The 17,142-nt window shown below is 70.8% G+C and carries 16 protein-coding genes and 1 riboswitch; of the genes, 9 read left to right on the top strand and 7 right to left on the bottom strand.

From position 1 onward, the window contains the following. Window positions 1-18: 18 nt before the first annotated feature. From JHY01_RS00445 to JHY01_RS00435, 3 genes are all read left to right on the top strand, one after another. Window positions 19-279, top strand: a complete 261-nt coding sequence (locus JHY01_RS00445; protein ID WP_205323623.1) for a hypothetical protein — start codon at window positions 19-21, stop codon at window positions 277-279. Window positions 280-691: 412 nt separating this feature from the next. Further along, a complete protein-coding gene (locus JHY01_RS00440) occupies window positions 692-1,483 on the top strand; it encodes an SGNH/GDSL hydrolase family protein (RefSeq protein WP_205323622.1) in 792 nt (263 codons plus the stop codon). Window positions 1,484-1,669: 186 nt separating this feature from the next. After that, the gene (locus tag JHY01_RS00435; protein ID WP_205323621.1) at window positions 1,670-2,452 is read left to right on the top strand and encodes an SGNH/GDSL hydrolase family protein; all 783 of its coding nucleotides are present in this window, start codon (window positions 1,670-1,672) and stop codon (window positions 2,450-2,452) included. 143 nt (window positions 2,453-2,595) lie between these two features. Here JHY01_RS00435 and JHY01_RS00430 read toward each other — a convergent pair whose 3' ends face one another. Beyond that, on the bottom strand, window positions 2,596-4,719 hold the full coding sequence (locus tag JHY01_RS00430; protein WP_205323620.1) for a RecQ family ATP-dependent DNA helicase: 2,124 nt from the start codon (window positions 4,717-4,719) through the stop codon (window positions 2,596-2,598). 56 nt (window positions 4,720-4,775) lie between these two features. On the opposite strand from JHY01_RS00430, the gene JHY01_RS00425 reads away from it, so the two are divergent. Next, the gene (locus JHY01_RS00425; protein WP_205323619.1) at window positions 4,776-5,369 is read left to right on the top strand and encodes a DUF1349 domain-containing protein; all 594 of its coding nucleotides are present in this window, start codon (window positions 4,776-4,778) and stop codon (window positions 5,367-5,369) included. 152 nt (window positions 5,370-5,521) lie between these two features. On the opposite strand, the gene JHY01_RS00420 is transcribed toward JHY01_RS00425, so the two are convergent. Beyond that, on the bottom strand, window positions 5,522-5,899 hold the full coding sequence (locus tag JHY01_RS00420; protein WP_205323618.1) for an MGMT family protein: 378 nt from the start codon (window positions 5,897-5,899) through the stop codon (window positions 5,522-5,524). 120 nt (window positions 5,900-6,019) lie between these two features. Continuing rightward, a riboswitch (TPP riboswitch) is annotated at window positions 6,020-6,122 on the top strand. Window positions 6,123-6,157: 35 nt separating this feature from the next. Here JHY01_RS00420 and JHY01_RS00415 point away from each other — a divergent pair. From JHY01_RS00415 to JHY01_RS00405, 3 genes are read left to right on the top strand one after another with little or no spacing between them, the layout of a single operon-like run. Further along, window positions 6,158-6,760 carry an ECF transporter S component gene (locus JHY01_RS00415; protein WP_205323617.1) on the top strand — a complete coding sequence of 201 codons (603 nt, stop codon included), beginning with the start codon at window positions 6,158-6,160 and terminating at the stop codon, window positions 6,758-6,760. A gap of 7 nt (window positions 6,761-6,767) precedes the next feature. Next, window positions 6,768-8,207: an ABC transporter ATP-binding protein gene (locus JHY01_RS00410; RefSeq protein WP_205323616.1), complete on the top strand. Its 1,440-nt coding sequence runs from the start codon at window positions 6,768-6,770 to the stop codon at window positions 8,205-8,207. After that, window positions 8,204-9,004, top strand: coding sequence for an energy-coupling factor transporter transmembrane protein EcfT (locus tag JHY01_RS00405; protein WP_205323615.1), 801 nt, complete (start codon window positions 8,204-8,206; stop codon window positions 9,002-9,004). Before JHY01_RS00410 ends, JHY01_RS00405 begins: the two co-directional genes overlap by 4 nt. 79 nt (window positions 9,005-9,083) lie before the next feature. Here the strand turns inward: JHY01_RS00405 and JHY01_RS00400 are convergent, their stop codons facing one another. From JHY01_RS00400 to JHY01_RS00390, 3 genes are all read right to left on the bottom strand, one after another. Next, complete coding sequence (locus JHY01_RS00400; RefSeq protein WP_205323614.1) at window positions 9,084-9,704, bottom strand: MBL fold metallo-hydrolase; 621 nt, start codon at window positions 9,702-9,704, stop codon at window positions 9,084-9,086. 255 nt (window positions 9,705-9,959) lie between these two features. After that, a complete protein-coding gene (locus JHY01_RS00395; RefSeq protein WP_240192245.1) occupies window positions 9,960-11,783 on the bottom strand; it encodes an ABC transporter ATP-binding protein in 1,824 nt (607 codons plus the stop codon). A gap of 2 nt (window positions 11,784-11,785) precedes the next feature. Then, a complete protein-coding gene (locus tag JHY01_RS00390; protein WP_205323613.1) occupies window positions 11,786-13,585 on the bottom strand; it encodes an ABC transporter ATP-binding protein in 1,800 nt (599 codons plus the stop codon). A 78-nt stretch (window positions 13,586-13,663) separates the two neighbouring features. On the opposite strand from JHY01_RS00390, the gene JHY01_RS00385 reads away from it, so the two are divergent. Next, window positions 13,664-14,461, top strand: a complete 798-nt coding sequence (locus JHY01_RS00385; protein ID WP_205323612.1) for a TetR/AcrR family transcriptional regulator — start codon at window positions 13,664-13,666, stop codon at window positions 14,459-14,461. A gap of 58 nt (window positions 14,462-14,519) precedes the next feature. Next, window positions 14,520-15,140 carry a VOC family protein gene (locus tag JHY01_RS00380; protein ID WP_205323611.1) on the top strand — a complete coding sequence of 207 codons (621 nt, stop codon included), beginning with the start codon at window positions 14,520-14,522 and terminating at the stop codon, window positions 15,138-15,140. Window positions 15,141-15,220: 80 nt separating this feature from the next. Here JHY01_RS00380 and JHY01_RS26200 read toward each other — a convergent pair whose 3' ends face one another. After that, entirely contained in the window at window positions 15,221-16,171 is a 951-nt protein-coding gene (locus tag JHY01_RS26200; protein ID WP_205323610.1) for an intradiol ring-cleavage dioxygenase, read from the bottom strand. 106 nt (window positions 16,172-16,277) lie between these two features. Beyond that, complete coding sequence (locus JHY01_RS00370; RefSeq protein ID WP_205323609.1) at window positions 16,278-17,108, bottom strand: bifunctional 2-polyprenyl-6-hydroxyphenol methylase/3-demethylubiquinol 3-O-methyltransferase UbiG; 831 nt, start codon at window positions 17,106-17,108, stop codon at window positions 16,278-16,280. Window positions 17,109-17,142 lie beyond the last annotated feature (34 nt).

Below are 17,142 nucleotides of genomic sequence, written 5' to 3'. Positions count from 1 at the left end.
CGGGCCTTCCATGCCGCCTTGGCGGCGGTGGCCTCCTCGGCCGAGCCGAGTTCGGCGATCTCGATCTGCACGGCGGTCTTGCCCTCGCCCTTGGCGGCGAGGTTCACGAAGACCCGGGTGCCGTCCGAGGCGTCGAACCGGACCGACTTCGGCGGGGAGGCGCTGCGCTGCGACAGTTCGAGGCCGCCGAGCCATGCAACCTGCCGGGCGGGGTCGGCGAGCTGCTCGAACGCGTCGGTGACGGAGGCGGGCACGGTCTTCGAGGCGGTGGCGCTGTAGGTGCCGTCGGGACGCTGCCCTGGTTCGCGCATGCCCCGTTCCTGCTCGTAGCCGACGGTGATGGACTGCGCCCACCAGCCGTCGACCTCGAATTCCCGCACCAGCATCCGTGCGATGGCGACATGGTCGAGCTGAGCCGCGCCGCGTTCGTCCAGGAGCGCCAGCCAGGTCTTCCAGTCCGCGCCGGTGCCTTCGATCAGGGCCTGGTCGGACATGGTCTGGCGGCGCGGTGACGTCGATGCACCCATGGCTCCAGCGTAGGGGAGGAGCACGGCGCAGGCGTCAAGTCGTGAAAGGAGCCTTCGCTGCGTCGTGTCTCCGACAGTTTCAACCGTTTCCAGCGGTTTCCTCCAGGATCGACCTCATCTGGGCATTACCGTTCCTCCTCGAACCTGATCGGAACGGAGACCGCATGATCCCTGCCCGCCTCGCGGCCGCGGCCCTCGCCGCCACCGCCGCATTCGCCCTCGCGCCCGCCGCGGCGGCCCAGGCCAAGATGGACCTCACACGTTATGTGGCCCTTGGTGACTCGTACGCCTCCGGGACCGGCACCGGCGACTACTTCGACGAGGAGTGCCTCCGCTCGGACAGGGCCTACCCGCAGCTCCTCGCCGACGGCCTCGGCGCCGAGCTCACCTTCGAGGCCTGCTCGGGGGCGACGACCGCCGATCTCCACTCCGAGCAGCTCGGCTCGCTCGACGTCGACACCGACATCGTCACGGTCACCATCGGCGGCAACGACATCGGTTGGTCGGAGGCGATCAGGGCCTGCATCACGCCGCTCGCGAACTGCCTGGACGAGATCGAGGACGCCGAGGCCCTCGTGCAGCACCGGCTGCCCGGTCTGCTCGACGGCGCGTACGGAGCGATCGAGAAGCGCGCGCCGAACGCCGACGTCTACGTGCTCGGCTACCCGCGCCTGTTCAACGGCGAGCGCACCTGCGGCGCGCTCAGACAGCCGAACGTCGGCGAGCAGGTGCGCATGAACGAGGCCGCCGACCGGCTCGCCGAGATCCTCCAGAACAAGGCCGAGGAGCACGGGTTCACCTTTGTGGACGTTCGCGATGCGTTCGACGGGCACGCGGTCTGCGACGACGTCGCCTATCTCAACGGCCTGGCCTACCCGGCTGTCGAGTCCTACCACCCGAACACGGCGGGCCATCTCAACGGCTACTACCCGGCCGTGGCCCGGGTGCTCGCCTAGCGCGGACCATCGGCGGGATGCGGTTGCCGTCCCGCCGATGGCCTGCGGCGCAACGCCTGCAACGCCCGAAAATAGAATGATATATGTAAAATTCCTGATATGTGACGGTGCAGGGGTTCCCCACAAGTTACTCGCGAGTTCACAATATGTGGCAAGTCAACGACGACTCGCAGAGGAACTCCCCCCATGCATCGACTTCTCCGGGCGGTCACCGTCGCCGCCGCAACCCTCGCCCTTCTGGCCGTTCCCGTTGCGGCCCAAGCGCAAGACACCGCCGTCTACTACGTCGCCCTCGGCGACTCCTACTCGTCGGGCTCCGGAGCCGGGCCGTACGCCGAGGCGGTCTGCCAGCGCTCCCTCAAGGCCCACCCGTCCCTCCTCGCCGTGGAGCTGGGCGCCGAGTTCACCTTCATGGCCTGCGGCGGCGCGACCACCGACGACGTGCTCGCCGTGCAGGTGCAGGCGCTCGACGCCGAGACCGACCTGGTGACGATCGGCATCGGCGGCAACGACATCGGCTGGACCGAGGCGATCACCGCGTGTATCACCCCGTTCCAGAACTGCACCCCGGCGATCCAGGAGGCCGAGCGCAAGGCCACGGAGGAGCTGCCCGCGAAACTCGACGCGGTCTACATCGAGATCGAGACGCGGGCGCCGGACGCCGAGGTCGTCGTGACCGGCTACCCGCGGCTGTTCGCGGCGCGGAACACCTGCGACGCCTTCGGTTCGATCAGCATCGCCGAGCAGCAGCGCATGAACGTCGGCGCGGACGTGCTCTCGGCGGTGATCCAGGAGACCGCGGAAGCGCACGGGTTCACCTATGTGGACGTGCGCGACGAGTTCACCGGCCACGAGGTCTGCTCGCAGCAGCCATGGCTGCACGGCTTCACCCTGATCGACGTGCCGTACCACCCGAAGGCCTCGGGGCACGGCGCCGGTTATCTCCCGGCCGTGCTGGGCGCCCTGTGACAACCGGGCGTGAGGGGCCCGGCGGCATCGCCGCCAGGCCCCTCATGCGCCCGTCGCCGGGGTCCAGCGGTGTTGAAGGCGACGGTGACCGGGGCGTCCGCCTGTTCGAATCACGCTGGCCCGCAATCGCTTCCGTGTCAAACTCAGGCCTGCAGCGCGAGCGCCAGCGGATACACCGCCGTCGCACCGGCCTCGCGCAACCGCATGGCGGCCACGGTCATCGACCAGCCGCTGTCGCGCACGTCGTCGACCAGGAGGACGCTCGAAGCCGGGACCGGAAAGTCCACAGTGAACGCATGGAGGACCTGTCGGAGGCGCTGCGCGCTGTTGGCGCGGTGCGCGCCGGAGCCCGTGTCGCCCGCGCGGCCCAAGGCGCCGAGGTACTCCATGCGGCCCAGTCGCGCGAGGCGCTCGGCCATCCCGTCGACCAGTCCCGGGCGCGAGAGCGAGCCCATCGAGACGACCGCCGCGGGCCGCTGCGCCCAGTCCCAGGAGGCCAGCACCTGCACCACCGCCTTGAACACGTCCTCGGGGACCTCCCGGTCCCTGCCGTCCGACAAGAGCTCGCGCAGCGGACCGCCCCAGCCGATGTCCGAGAGCCGCGCCAGCGCCCGGCCCGCCTCGGCACCCGACTCGGCCGGGATCTTCCCCTTCAAGTCGATCCCGATGGCCTGCAACCCGGTGGGCCACATGCGCTTCGGCTCGAACGGCACGCCGGGTTTCGACAAGGCCGCCTTCGCGCCCTCGGCCGCCTCCGCTGAGACGCCCGCCTCGGTGCGGGTGCCGGTGCAGTTGTCGCAGCGCCCGCAGGGCGCGGCCCCGGCGTCGTCGAGCTCCGCGCGCAGGAACTCGAGCCGGCACGCGTCGGTGGCCTCGTAGGCGAGCATCCGGCGCTGCTCGTGCCTGCGGGCCGCCTCGACCTTCGCGTACCGCTCGGCGTCGTAGTCCCAAGCCTGGCCGGTGGCCTCCCAGCCGCCCTTGACGCGGCGCACCGCGCCGTCCACATCGAGCACTTTGAGCATCATCTCGAGCCTGGTGCGCCGCAGGTCGACCCGCGTCTCCAGCGCCGCGGTCGACAGCGCTCGGCCCTCGGCGGCGAGCACGTCGAGCGTGCGGCGCACCGCCTCCTCGGCCGGGAACGAGAGGGAGCCGAAGTAGTCCCAGATCGCCCGGTCCTCGCTGCCGGGCAGGAGCACCACCTCGGCCCGGTCGCGGGCGCGGCCCGCGCGACCGATCTGCTGGTAGTACGCCACGGGTGACGACGGCGCTCCCAAGTGGACGACGAACCCGAGGTCGGGCTTGTCGAAGCCCATGCCGAGCGCGCTGGTGGCCACCAGCGCCTTGAGGCGGTTGCCGAGCAGCTCCTCTTCGCGCTCAAGGCGTTCGGCGTTGTCGGTGCGGCCGGTGTAGGAGGCGACGGCGTGGCCCCTCGACGAGAGGTAGTCGCTGACCTCCTCGGCGGCGGCCACGGTCAGGGTGTAGATGATCCCCGAGCCGTCCATGCGGGGGAGCCGCTCGTCGAGCCAGGCGAGCCGATGGGCGTTGTCGGGCATGTCCACTACCGACAGTCGCAGCGACTCGCGGTCGAGGCTTCCCCGGAGGACGAGTGTCGCCGAGTCCGCTGCGTCGTGGTGCGTGCGGTCGAGCTGTTCGGCGATGTCGTCCGAGACGCGGGCGTTCGCGGTGGCGGTGGTCGCCAGGACCGGGACGCTGTCGGGCAGGTCCTCGATGAAGGTGGCGATGCGCCGGTAGTCGGGCCGGAAGTCGTGGCCCCAGTCGGAGATGCAGTGGGCCTCGTCGACGACGAGCATGCCGCACCCGGCGGCGAGCTTCGGCAGCTGGTAGTCGCGGAAGGCGGGGTTGTTGAGACGCTCTGGGCTGATGAGGAGCACGTCCACGGCGTCCTCGGCGATGGCCTCGGCGATCGCGTCCCAGTCCTCGGGGTTGGCCGAGTTGATGGTGCGGGCGCGGACCCCGGCGCGCTCGGCGGCCTCGATCTGGTTGCGCATGAGCGCCAGCAGCGGCGAGACGATCACCGTGGGCCCCGCACCGCGGCGGCGCAGCAGCGAGGTGGCCGTGAAGTACACCGCGGACTTGCCGAACCCGGTGCGCTGCACCAGGAGCACGCGACGGCCGGTGCCGTCCTCGCGCTCTTCGCAGAGCGCCTCGATGGCCCTCCACTGGTCCTCGCGCAGCCGCGCGTGCTCGCCCGCGAGGGCGCGCAGCAGTGTCTCGGCTTCGTCTTTGAGTGTCGCTGTTCCTGCCATAAGGACCGTTGTACCGCACTGGTGTGACGGTCGGTGGCGCCACTAGGCTCGGGGAGATGGACAACTTGGCACCGATCGAAGTCCCTTGGAAGTCCGGCGCCTGGACGGCGCTGCCGGTCGCGGCGGAGGAGTCGGACGGCCGACTGCTCGTCACCGCCGCCGAGGGCAGCGACGCGTGGAGACACACCGGTTACGGCTTCGTCCACGACGACGAGCACGCGCTCCTGGAGAACTGGGACCGCGACCGGGCGGTCGAAGTGAGCTTCGTCGCAGCGTTCGAGGCGCAGTTCGACCAGGCGGGCCTGATGATCCGCGTCGACGCCGAGCACTGGATCAAGGCCGGGGTCGAGTTCGCCGACGGCGCGCCGCAGGTCGGCGCGGTGGTCACCGCCGGGAAATCCGACTGGTCGGTCGCTCCGGTGCCCGAATGGGCCGACCGCGAGGTCACCGTCCGGGCCAGCCGCCTCGACGACGCTGTCATCGTCCGCGCTCGAGTAGAGGACGAACCCTGGCGGCTCGTGCGCCTCGCCCCGCTCGACCCCGACGCCGAAGTCAAGGCCGGGCCTTACTGCTGCGCGCCGAGCCGGGCCGGCCTCACCGTCACCTTCACGTCCTGGCGCCTCGCCGACCGGGACGAAGCGCTGCACTGACCCGCTCGGCGACCGAGCCTCGCCCGCGTCGCCCCGCGAGGGTGAGGTGCCGATCGAGGATTCCTCGGGTCGTGTTCGAATGCGGATGTCGCATCCGAGGAGTACTTTTGCGCCAGGGGTCCCTAAGGCCGGAAATATCACGATTTAGTGGATTATTTCCAGTCTTCCTCGTCGTCTGGTATCGACTCGTCCTCGTCGAGTTCCGCTGCGAGGAGCTTGAGGTCGTAGACCGACATGCGCTGGGTGCGGTCGGCGCGGCCCTTCGCGCTCACCGTCACGCCGTCGGCGCGGAGCAGATCCGGCACATCGCGGCCGGTGCGGCCGTCGGTCCAGCGGAACCCTTCCGAGACCGTGCCGCCCGCGGTGAGGACCCGGTAGGCCCGTGCGACATTGCCGTCGCGCATGTACGCCCCGACCTGCCGCGGGCCCGTCCCGATCAACTCCGCCAAATCCCCGTACGAGGTCCAGGTGCCCTCCGGCAGCGCCTCCACGACCCGCCGCACCCGCTCCCAATCCCGTTCAGTCGTCACCCCGGCAATCTACCGAGCGGACCGGACGCGCCCGCCGCCCATCCAGGCGCGAGCGTGCGAGCGTCGGCCGCCACCCCTCGGGATCGCTGACGCTACCGACCCGTCGCCTGGTGTTAACGTCGAAGCAGACAGGGGAGCCGATTGGCTGAGAGTGCGGAACCGACCGCAGACCCTCACACCTGATCCGGGTAATACCGGCGGAGGAAGTCGTTCGTCGACCGCTGTCGCGTCGTGTCCATTCTCGTGAAAGGCATGCCCATGCCCGACAGCCCCGCCCTCGCCGGCCCCGGCCGCTGGCGCACCGTCGACATCCTCACCTGCGCCGTCCTCGCCGTCGCCTTCGGCGTCGTCTTCTGGGCCTGGAACTTCGTCTGGGTCGGGCTCGAACCCGCCCTCGCGTTCCTGCCCCCGCTCAAAGGCATCCTCTACGGCGTCTGGCTGATCCCGGCCGTCCTCGCCCCGCTCATCGTCCGCCGCGTCGGCGCCGGGATCCTCACCGAGGCGATCGCCGCCTCGATCTCCCTGCTGCTCGGCTCCGTCTGGGGCATCTTCATCGTCTACCAGGGCCTGCTGCAGGGACTCGGTGGCGAACTGCCCTTCGCCGCCGGACGCTACCGCCGCTTCGGCGCCCCGACCGCCCTCGCCGGCGGCGCCCTCGCCGCGTTCGCCGCGACCCTCTACGACGTCATCGCCTACTACCCGACCTTCGACCTCTGGGCCTACAAGGTCCCCTACATCGCCTTCGCGATGCTCTCCGGCGCGATCGTCGCCGGGCTCGGATCCAAGGCCCTCGTCAAGGCGATGCTCCCCACCGGCGTCCTCGACCGGTTCCCCGCCGGACGCGAACGCGCGCGAATCTGACGACGACATGATCCCGGTCGAGTTCCGCGGCTTCGCCTGGCGCCACGCCGGACGCCGCGCCCAGGCGGTCTCGGGCGTCGACCTGCGCGTCGAACCCGGCGAGCGGGTCCTGCTGCTCGGCCCCTCCGGGTCGGGCAAGTCGACCCTGCTCGCCGCGCTCGCCGGACTCCTCACCGAGGACTCCGGCGAGCAGGACGGCGACGTCCTCATCGACGGCAAACCCGCCCTCGAGCAGCGCGACCGCGTCGGCATCCTCTTCCAGGACCCCGAAACGCAGCTCGTCATGGCCCGCAGCGGCGACGACGTCGCCTTTGGACTCGAGAACCAGGCGATGCCCCGCGACCGGATCTGGCCGCGCGTCCACGAAGCCCTCGAAGCCGTCGGCTTCCCCTACGGCGTCGACCGCGCCACCCACGCCCTCTCTGGGGGCGAGCAGCAGCGCCTCGCCCTCGCCGGAGTCCTCGCCCGCCGCCCCGACCTGATCCTCCTCGACGAGCCCACCGCGAACCTCGACCCCGAAGGCGCCCAAGACGTCCGCGAAGCGCTGCGGGCCGCGCTGGCCGACACCCAGGCGACCCTGATCGTCGTCGAGCACCGCGTCGCCGAGATCCTCGACCTGGTCGACCGCGTCATCGCCCTCGGCCCCGGTGGCGCCCTCATCGCCGAAGGCCCCGCCGAAGCCGTCCTCGCCGAACACGGTGAACACCTTGCCGCCCAAGGCGTCTGGGTGCCCGGCGTACCACTCCCCACCCGACCGGCCGCGAACGCGGGCGACGCGGCGCTGCGAGGCGAATCGCTGACGCTCGTCCACACCGGGTCCGACGCGCCCGCCCTCGAGGACGTCTCCTTCGAACTGCGCCAAGGCGAACTGCTCGCCGTCACCGGACCCAACGGCTCCGGCAAGTCCACCCTCGCACTCCTCGCCGGCGGCCTCGTGAAACCCACACGCGGGCACGCCACCGTCCCCGGCGAACCCCGGCCCCTGCACCGGCTCCCGGCACGGCGCCTCGCGACACGGGTCGGCTCGGTCTTCCAAGACCCCGAACACCAGTTCGTCACCGCGACAGTGAAGGACGAACTCGCCTTCGGGCCCCGCCAAGCGGGCTGGCCGAAGGACCGCATCGAAGCCCGCGTCGCCGAACTCCTCGAACGGCTCCGGTTGGCGCCCTTGGCGAACGCCAACCCGCACACGCTCTCCGGCGGCGAGGCCCGCCGACTCTCCGTCGCCGGGGCGCTCGCCGCCGCACCCGGCGTGCTCCTGCTCGACGAGCCCACCTTCGGGCAGGACCGGCGCACCTGGGGCGAACTCGTTGACCTCACCGCCGACATCCGCGACGAAGGCACCGCGCTCCTCGCCGTCACCCACGACCGCGACTACGCCGCCGCCCTCGCCGGACGCGAACTCGTCCTCGGCAAAGGCCGGCTCGCCGAGGAGCACCGCCGATGACCCTGACCCTCGCGCCCGTCTGCGACGCCCAGGCGCCCATCGCCCGTGTCAACCCGGTGGCGAAACTCGCCGCGGTCGCCGCCGTCTCGACGACCGCGCTCATCGCCTCCGACTGGCTCACCCCGCTGCTCCTGCTCGCCGCGCTCCTCGCGGCCGTCCCGTTCAGCGGCATCCGCCTCGGCGAACTCGCCCGACGGCTGCGCTGGCTCTGGTTCGCGGCCGGCACCGTGGTGGCGGTGAACGCGGTCTTCGCCGCCGAGCAGACCGGCCGCATCCTGATCGACCTCGGCCCCTTGACGATCGGCACCGGCGCACTGCTCGACGGCACCGCCATCGGCCTGCGCGTCTGCGTCGCCGCCACCGCGGGCGTGCTGGGGTTCGCGACCACCGACCCGACCGACCTCGCCGACGCGCTCACCCAGCAGCTCCGCGCCCCCGCCCGCTTCACGCTCGGTGCGCTGGCGGCCCTGCGGCTGCTGCCGCTGCTCACTGCGGAATGGCGGCAGATCACCAGCGCCCGCCGGGCGCGCGGCCTGGAGGGCGGCTGGAATCCGGTGCGGCGCGTCCGCCTGTTCGCCTCCACCATGTTCGCCCTGCTCGTGGGTGCGATTCGTCGCGCGGGCCGCCTCGCGGCGGCGATGGACGCGCGTGGTTTCGACTCGGAGATCCCGCGGACCCATGCGCGTGAGCAGCGGATGCGCCCGGCGGACTGGATCGTCCTCGGTGCGGCGCCGCTGGTGTGCGCGGCGGCGGTCGCCGTCAGCGCGGCCTGCGGCGTGTTCACCGCCTTCAATTGAGCGGGCCCGGGAATCGGCGCGTCGCAGGGGGACGGTGACCGGGCACGACATTCGTGCCGGGCCCATTGTGGGCGGTCCCTCAGAGGGTGACGGTGTCGCCGTCGGCGATGCGCTGGAACGGGTCGCCGATGAGGTTGACGAGATTGCGGTCGACGATGGTGATGCCGTCCTTGCTGAGGATCGCGTCGTGGATCGGGTGCACGACCGGCGCGTCGACCAGGCGGATGAAGTCGACGGCCTCGGAGAGTTTCAGCCAGGGCGCGGCAACCGGCGCCAGCAGCACCCGGACCGGATGGTCGGGGACCGTGAGGGCGTCGCCGGGATGGAAGACGCCGTCAACGAGGTAGCCGACGTTCGGGACCACCGGGAGGTCCGGGTGGACCACCGCGTGATGCCTGCCGACGACCTTGACCTCGGTGCCCGCCACCTGGATCGTGTCGCCCGCGCTCACGGTCGTGAACGGGAGGTTCCCGAGCACCTCCGCGAGTGATTCGGGCCCGTAGATCACGGTCTCGGGCTGGTCTTCGAGGAGCCGCCGCAGCTCGGGGTCGTTGCAGTGGTCGGCGTGTTGGTGGGTGATGAACACGGCGTCGGCGCCGTCGAGGGCCGCGGGGTCGGAGAAGACGCCCGGGTCGATCACGAGGGCACCGCCGTCGGTGTCGAACCGGACGCAGGAGTGGCCGAATTTGGTGAGTCGCATACGTTCACCGTAAATCGCCTCGCTGCCGGTGTACGGGTCACGCAGAAAATGTGCCCTGCGCCTGCCCTGCGACGAGGAACCGAGGGTTGCGGGGGCTCGTTCATCGAGTCCCGCCCAGGGCGGGAGCCGCCTGCGATGGCGGCGGGGCGGTGACGGTCGTTCCCGGCGGGCCGAGGCGCAAGCCCCGGCCCGCCGGTGGCGCGGATCCCGGTCTCCCGGCCGTTCCCGCTGCGGCCGCAGCCGCGATGAGTTCGTTCAGGCGCCTGCCGGGGTCTCCTCCTCGACCGCGGGCTGCGCGAACTGGGCCTCATAGAGGCGGGCGTAGGCGCCGCCGGAGGCGAGGAGCGCGTCGTGGTCGCCCTGCTCGACGACACGGCCGTGCTCCATCACCACGATCACGTCGGCGTCGCGGATGGTCGAGAGGCGGTGGGCGATCACGAAACTCGTGCGGCCCTGCCGCAACGCGACCATCCCCTGTTGCACGAGCATCTCGGTGCGCGTGTCGACCGAGCTCGTGGCCTCGTCGAGGATCAGGATCGACGGGTCGATCAGGAACGCCCGAGCGATGGTCACGAGCTGCCGCTCTCCGGCGCTCAGGCTGCCCTCTTCGGCGCCGACGACGGTGTCGTAGCCCTCGGGGAGCGTCCGGATGAAGTGGTCCGCGTGCGCCGCCGAAGCGGCCGCGACCACCGCTTCGCGGGTGGCCTCGGGCTTCCCGTAGGCGATGTTCTCGGCGATGGTGCCGTCGAACAGCCACGTGTCCTGCAGGACCATGCCGATGCGCCGTCGCATCCGCTCGCGCTCGATCGTGGAGACGTCGACCCCGTCGACCGTGATCCGGCCCGCGTCGAGGTCGTAGAAGCGCATGAGCAGATTGACGAGCGTGGTCTTGCCCGCGCCCGTCGGACCGACGATCGCCACGGTCTGGCCCGGCTCGGCCGAGAGCCACAGGTGCTCGATGAGCGGCTCGTCCTCCAGGTACCGGAACGAGACGTCCTCGAACGCGACCTTCCCGAGCACGGTGTCGAGCTCGGTGCCGGTGCCCGCGGGATCGGGCCGCTGCTCTCGGGCGTCGAGGAACTCGAAGACGCGCTCACCCGAGGCGACCGCCGACTGGATCTGGCCGAACATGCCCGCCAGCATGTTCAGCGGGTTCGAGAACTGCCCGGTGTACTGGATGAACGCCTGGATCTGCCCGAAGGTGAGCACCGCCGCGGCCACCTGGAGACCGCCGACCACGGCCACCAGCACGTACGTGACCGAACCGAGGAAGGCCATCGCCGGGCCGAGCAGGCCCGCCACCCACTGGGCGCGCACGGTGTGCTCGTACAGCTCCTGGTTATGGGCCTTGAAGCGGGCCGCGCCCTGCTTCTGGCGGCCGAAGAGGGTCACGAGCTGGTGCCCGGTGATCATCTCCTCCACATGCCCGTTGAGCTTCCCCGTCGTCGCCCACTGCTCGGCGAACCGCGGCTGGCTGCGCCTACCGATGGCCCGCGCCGCGATCACCGTGAGCGGCATCGTGAGGAGCACGACCAAGGTGAGCAGCGGCGAGATCGTGAGCATCATGATCGGCACGCCGATGAGGAACAGCAGGCCCTGCACGATCCGCTGGGTCACCTGCCCCACGGTCTGCGTCAGGTTGTCGATGTCGTTGGTGACCCGCGAGAGCACCTCGCCGCGCGAACGGGAGTCGAAGTACCGCAACGGCAGCGCCGAGATCTTCCGGTCGGCCTCCGCCCGCAGCTCGAACGCCATGTCCTGCGCGAGCTTCGCGATCGTGCGGCCGTTGACCACGGTGATGGCGAAGGTTCCCAAGGCCAGCGCGACCGCCAGCCCCAGCATCCGTGCCAGGGCCGCGAAGTCCAGGCCGCCCGAGGACGCGCCCTCGATCACGAGGTCCGTGGCGCGCCCGAGCACCGTGGGGATCGACAGCATGCCGCACACCATGAGGACGCCGAAGCCGACCACCGAGGCGAGGCGCAGCGGGTTGCGGCGCAGCAGGTCGAGGATGCGGCGGACGGTGCCGCGGAAGTCCTCCGCTTTGGCCGCGGCCGGACCGCCCGGCCTGGGTCCCATCATGGTCACAGCGCCTCCTGAAGGGTGAGTTGGGAATTGACGATCTCGGCGTACACCGCGTTGCCGGCGAGCAGCTCCTCGTGGGTGCCGGTGCCGGCCACGCGCCCGGCGTCGAGCACGACGATGCGGTCGGCGTCGCGGATGGTCGAGACCCGTTGGGCGACGATCACTTGGGCGGCGTCGGCGATGTCGGTCGCGAGCGCGGCCCGCAGGGCCGCGTCGGTGGCGGTGTCGAGCGCGGAGAACGAGTCGTCGAAGAGGTAGACCTTGGGGCGTGCCACCAGGGTCCGGGCGATGGCCAGGCGCTGGCGCTGTCCGCCCGAGACGGTGGTGCCGCCCTGGCCGATGACGGTGTCGAGTCCGTCGGGCATGGCGCGCACGAAGTCGGCCGCCTGGGCGGTCTCGAGTGCGTGCCAGAGGTCGTCGTCGCTCGCGTCGGGGTCGCCGTAGCGCAGGTTGGAGGCGATGGTGCCGGAGAACAGGTAGGCGCGTTGGGGGACGAGTCCGATGGTGCGGGCGATGAGGGCCCGGTCCATTTCGCGGACGTCGACGCCGTCGACGCGGACGGTTCCCGCGTCCACGTCGAACAGACGGGGGATGAGGTGGAGCAGGGTGGTCTTGCCCGCGCCGGTGGAGCCGATGACGGCGGTGGTCTCGCCGGGCCTGGCGATGAGGTCGACGTCGCGGAGGACGGCCTCCTCGGCTCCCGCGTACCGGAAGCTCACGCCCTCGAGTTCGAGTTCGCCGAGCCCGGCGAGTTCGGTGACCGGTTCGGCGGGGTTCGCGATGCTCGGGGTCGTGTCGAGGACCTCGCGGATGCGCCCGGCGGCGACCTTGGCGCGCGGGGCCATCATGAACACGCCCATGGACATCATGACCGCGCCGAGGATCATCCCGGCGTAGGTGAGGAAGGCGATGAGGTCGCCGATCTGCATGGTGCCGGCGGCGATGCGGCCGGCGCCGATCCAGACGATGGCGATCGAGGTGAGGTTGCCCAACAGCATCGCGGTGGCGCCGAAGAAGGCCTGGACGCGGCCGACTTTGAGGGACGCCTCGGTGAGTTCGGCGTTGGCCTCGCTGAAGCGGCGCTGCTCGTGGTCGTCGCGGACGAAGGCGCGGATGACGCGGATGCCGGTGATGTGCTCGCGCATGACGCGGTTGATGCCGTCGATGCACCGCTGCATGACCCGACTCGCCGGGACCATCGCGAGGACGATGAAGGAGATGGCGACGGCGACGACGGGGATGGCCGCGAGGAGCACGCCGGTCATGGGCACGTCGAGGCTCAGCGCGAGCGCGAGGCCGCCGAAGGCGGCGATGGGCGCGGTGAGGAGCAGGGTGAGCGCCATGACGAGCATGGTCACGATCTGCGTGATGTCGTTGGTGGCGCGGGTGATGAGCGAGGGTGCGCCGAAGCGGTCCATCTCGGCGGCGGAGAATCGCTGCACCTGCGTGAAGAGGTCGGCGCGGAGGTCGCGGCCGAGGCCCATCGCGGTGCGGGCGCCGAAGTAGACGGCGAAGCCGGAGGCGGCGATCTGGACGACGGTGACGGCGAGCATGAACGCGCCGTGGCGCAGCACGTATCCGGTGTCGCCGGTGGCGACGCCGTGGTTGACGAGGTCGGCGTTGAGGGTGGGCACGTAGAGGGACGCGATGGTGCCGGCGATCTGGAGTGCGACGGTGATGGCGAGGGTGCGGCGGTGGGGCCGGAGGTATTCGGCGAGGAGCCGGACGATCGAGCCCTCGGGTGCGGCCTCCTCGTCCGGGTCCGCCGATTTCGGGGGTGCGGGTGGTCTTCCTGTCATGTCGTCGAGGATAGCAGTGGAATTTGACCCGGTACAAGTTTTTTCCCGGTTCAGATTTTGATCTGGTACAGTGAACGAGTGGAACACAAGGCGGGGCTGCGCGAACGCAAGAAGAACGCGACCTGGGAGCTGTTGAGGAAGACCGCCCTCGAGCTGTTCGAGGAGAGCGGGTTCGAGGACGTGTCCGTGGCCGAGATCGCCGCTGCGGCCGAGGTCTCCAAAGCCACGGTGTTCAACTACTTCCCGACGAAGGAAGACCTCGTCATCGGAGGCATGAAGCACCACACGGGCGACGCCGCCCGGATCGTGCGCGAGCGCCCCGTCGGGAGCACCCCGCACGAGGCCCTGTGCGGCCACTACCTCCACCTGCTGGAGCGCCGTGCGCCCCAGGTGGGTCTGTCGGACAACCCGGTGTTCCTGCGGGTGCAGCGCCTCCTGGTCGCCACACCGTCCCTGTTCATCAAAGCCATGGACTACCGCCGGCAGTCGGCGGGGCTGCTGGCCGAGGCGCTCATCGAGGAGGGGAACGCCCCGCTCACCTCGCGCCTGGTCGCCTCCCAGCTGCTCCACACCCAGCACATCCTCGTCGAGGTCAACGTCCGGCGGCTGCTCGCCGGCGACCCGGTCGAGGAGATCCACGAGGCGGCCGTGTCCGCCGCCGAGCACGCGTTCGGGCTGCTCGAGCACGGCATCGGCGACCTGATGCGCCGCGAGACCGAACCGCCCCCGCCCGACGCCTCGTACGGCCCCGACGGTTGCCGCGTCGAATACCACCTGCACCCAGGCGAAGCCGAGGTCGAGGCGGCCGCCGAGAAGGTCCTCGCCGAACCCGTGGACGACATGCTGCAGACCCTCGTCGACCCCGAGCGCCGCTGAGGCGGGGCCCGCGCGGCACCCGTTACGCCAGTGGCGCACGATGACTAAACTGCGGCCTATGTCCTCACTCGACCACCTCGTGCTCGCCACGCCCGACCTCGCCGCCACCGTCGCGGAGATCGCGCGCCTCACGGGTACCCGGCCGATCCCCGGCGGCGTCCATCCCGGCCTCGGCACCAGGAACTTCCTGCTCGGCCTCGGCGAAGGCGGCTATCTCGAGATCATCGGCCCCGACCTCGAACAGGGCGCCCCGGAAGCGCCGCGGCCCTTCGGGATCGACGGCCTCGCCGAGGCCCGCCTGGCGACCTGGGCCCTTCGTGTCGAGGACATCGACGCCGCCGTGGCCGCCTCCCGCAAGGCCGGGTACGACCCGGGCGAGCCGCACGCGATGTCACGCCGGACCCCCGGCGGGGAGCAGCTCTCCTGGAACCTCACGCTCGACGTCGAACGCGGCCAGACCGGTCTCGTCCCGTTCCTCATCGACTGGGGACCGACGACGCACCCGGCCGCGAACCTGCCGGTCGTGCCCCTCGTGGGCCTCGAAGCCGTGCACCCGCACCCCGAGCGGGTCGAGCCGCACCTCGCGGCCGTCGGCGCGAAGCTCCCGGTCAAGGCCGGCAACCGGCCCTCACTGGCGGCCACGGTCTTCGGCGAGACCGGGCTCGTGGTCCTCCACTGAGACGGCCTGCGCACTCGATGTGCGCCGAGATGACGCACGCGAAGGCCGCTCCCGTTGCGGGAGCGGCCTTTCACCTGCGTCTAGCCGTTGTTCGCGGGCGGCTCCCCCGACGGCATCTCGCCCCCGCCGGGGGCTCCGCCACCGGACGGGGCGCTGCCGCCGCCGCCCGTCTCGGTCGACGTGTCCACGCCCACCGCCAGCGTGATGGTGTAGCCGCTCGCGACGTCGCCGGACACGGTCCCCATCTGGGACTCGCCGCCGTCGTCACTGAAGATGCCGTCCGACTCCAGGGAGATCCGCGAGAGGTTCTCGACGGACGTCTCGTAGCCCTCTTCCGCGTACACGGTGTCGCACACGTCCTCGGGGAACGCGAGCTGCGAGGTCGCGATCGCGTTGGCGCTGTCCGTGATCGACGCCTCGTCCGGGTACACCTCGAAGTGGACATGCGGCCAGCGGCCCGAATAGCAGCCCGGGAAGATCGACGTGAACGACACGACGCCGTCGGCATCGGCCATCTGCACGCCGCGCAGGAAGTTCTCGTTCTCCAAGCCCTCGCCGTACATCGAGTACTCGCCGTCTCGGGTGCAGTGCCACGCGTAGACGGCGACGCCCTCGAACGGCACGTTGCCGTTCGCCATGTCGTAGATCGTGAACTGGAGCGTCAGTGGCACGCCCTCCGCGGTCGCGCTGCCGGTGCCGAAGCTCGACCGGATGTCGCTGCGCACCACGCCGCTCTCCTCGAGCACGTCCGGGCCGTTCGAACCGTCGCCCGGGTACGGGCCCGCCGTCTCCTCCGGGATCTCGGTCAGGTCCTCGGCCGAAGCCGTGGAACCCGATTCGGTCGCGTCCGCATCGGTGGTGCCGCAGGCCGCGAGGCCCGCCACCGCGACGCCGGCCCCGGCGAAGAGCACGCCGCGCCGGCTCAGCAGCGTACCGATGTCGAACTGCAGGCCCTGGTCGACCAGCTCCTCGTCCTGCTTCGCGTACGGCCGTCCCTCGTAGGTCAGCGTCTCCGCCTGCTGCTTTCTCACCGTGTGCCCCCTCTGGCTGTTCGTCCACCGAATAATCCGGGCGAAACCACCGGTCTCACTGGGAGCAGTGTCAAAGGAACCTCGGAGAAACGGGGCGTCCGCGCCCTCACGCGGGCCGGGACGCCTTCAAGGAGTACATCAGCGGCAGCCGCGGCCGCCCCTCCGGCATCCTGAAGTACCCGTCGTCGCTCCGCACGAGTTCGGGGAACTGCTGGAACACCGTCACCTCGTGTTCGTGCAGGAACTCGAGCCGGAGCCCGGAGGCGCAGATCGAGGACACGATCTCGCCGAGCGTGTAGATCCGAGCGTAGCTGAGGTTGTCGATCGTCTCCGCCTCGAAATCGACGTACGAGCCCGGCTCGTCCGTGACCAGCGGCTCGGGGCGGAAGTAGTCCGCCTTGACCTCGCTCGTGCCGTCCCAGGTGAAGACGTTCAGGAACGGGTGGAACTCGGTGAGGTACAGGAACCCGCCGGGCGCGACCAGCGACGCGGCGGTCTCGGCCCAGAGCTCGATGTCCGGCAGCCAGTACAGCGCCCCGATCCCCGTGTAGACGATGTCGTAGTCCTCGTCGGGAACGGCCCCGGGCGCCTCGTACACGTCCGAGACCACGAACGCGGCGCGGTCGGCGAGCCCGATGTCGACGGCCAGACTGCGCGCGACCTCGACCGCGGGCTCGGAGAAATCGAGCCCCACGACCTTCGCGCCGCGCCGCGCCCATGAGAGCGTGTCCTGCCCCATGTGGCATTGGAGGTGCAGGAGCCGCTTGCCGGCCACGTCGCCGACCTCGGCCGCCTCGAAATCGCGGATCTCGTCGCGACCGGCCCGGAAGCCCGCCTGGTCGTACAGGGCACTGGCCGCGTGGAGGGGGACGCGCTCGTCCCACATCGCGCGGTTGGCCGCGATCCATGCCGCGGAATGCCCGCTGTCGCTTGTCATGGGCCTCACCTTGGCAGCGGATCGGCCGCGCGGC

Origin of the sequence: Glycomyces sp. YM15 (assembly GCF_016918015.1) — a bacterium.
In the GTDB taxonomy this organism is placed as follows: domain Bacteria; phylum Actinomycetota; class Actinomycetes; order Mycobacteriales; family Micromonosporaceae; genus Glycomyces.
This window is presented reverse-complemented; position numbering and strand designations above follow the sequence as displayed.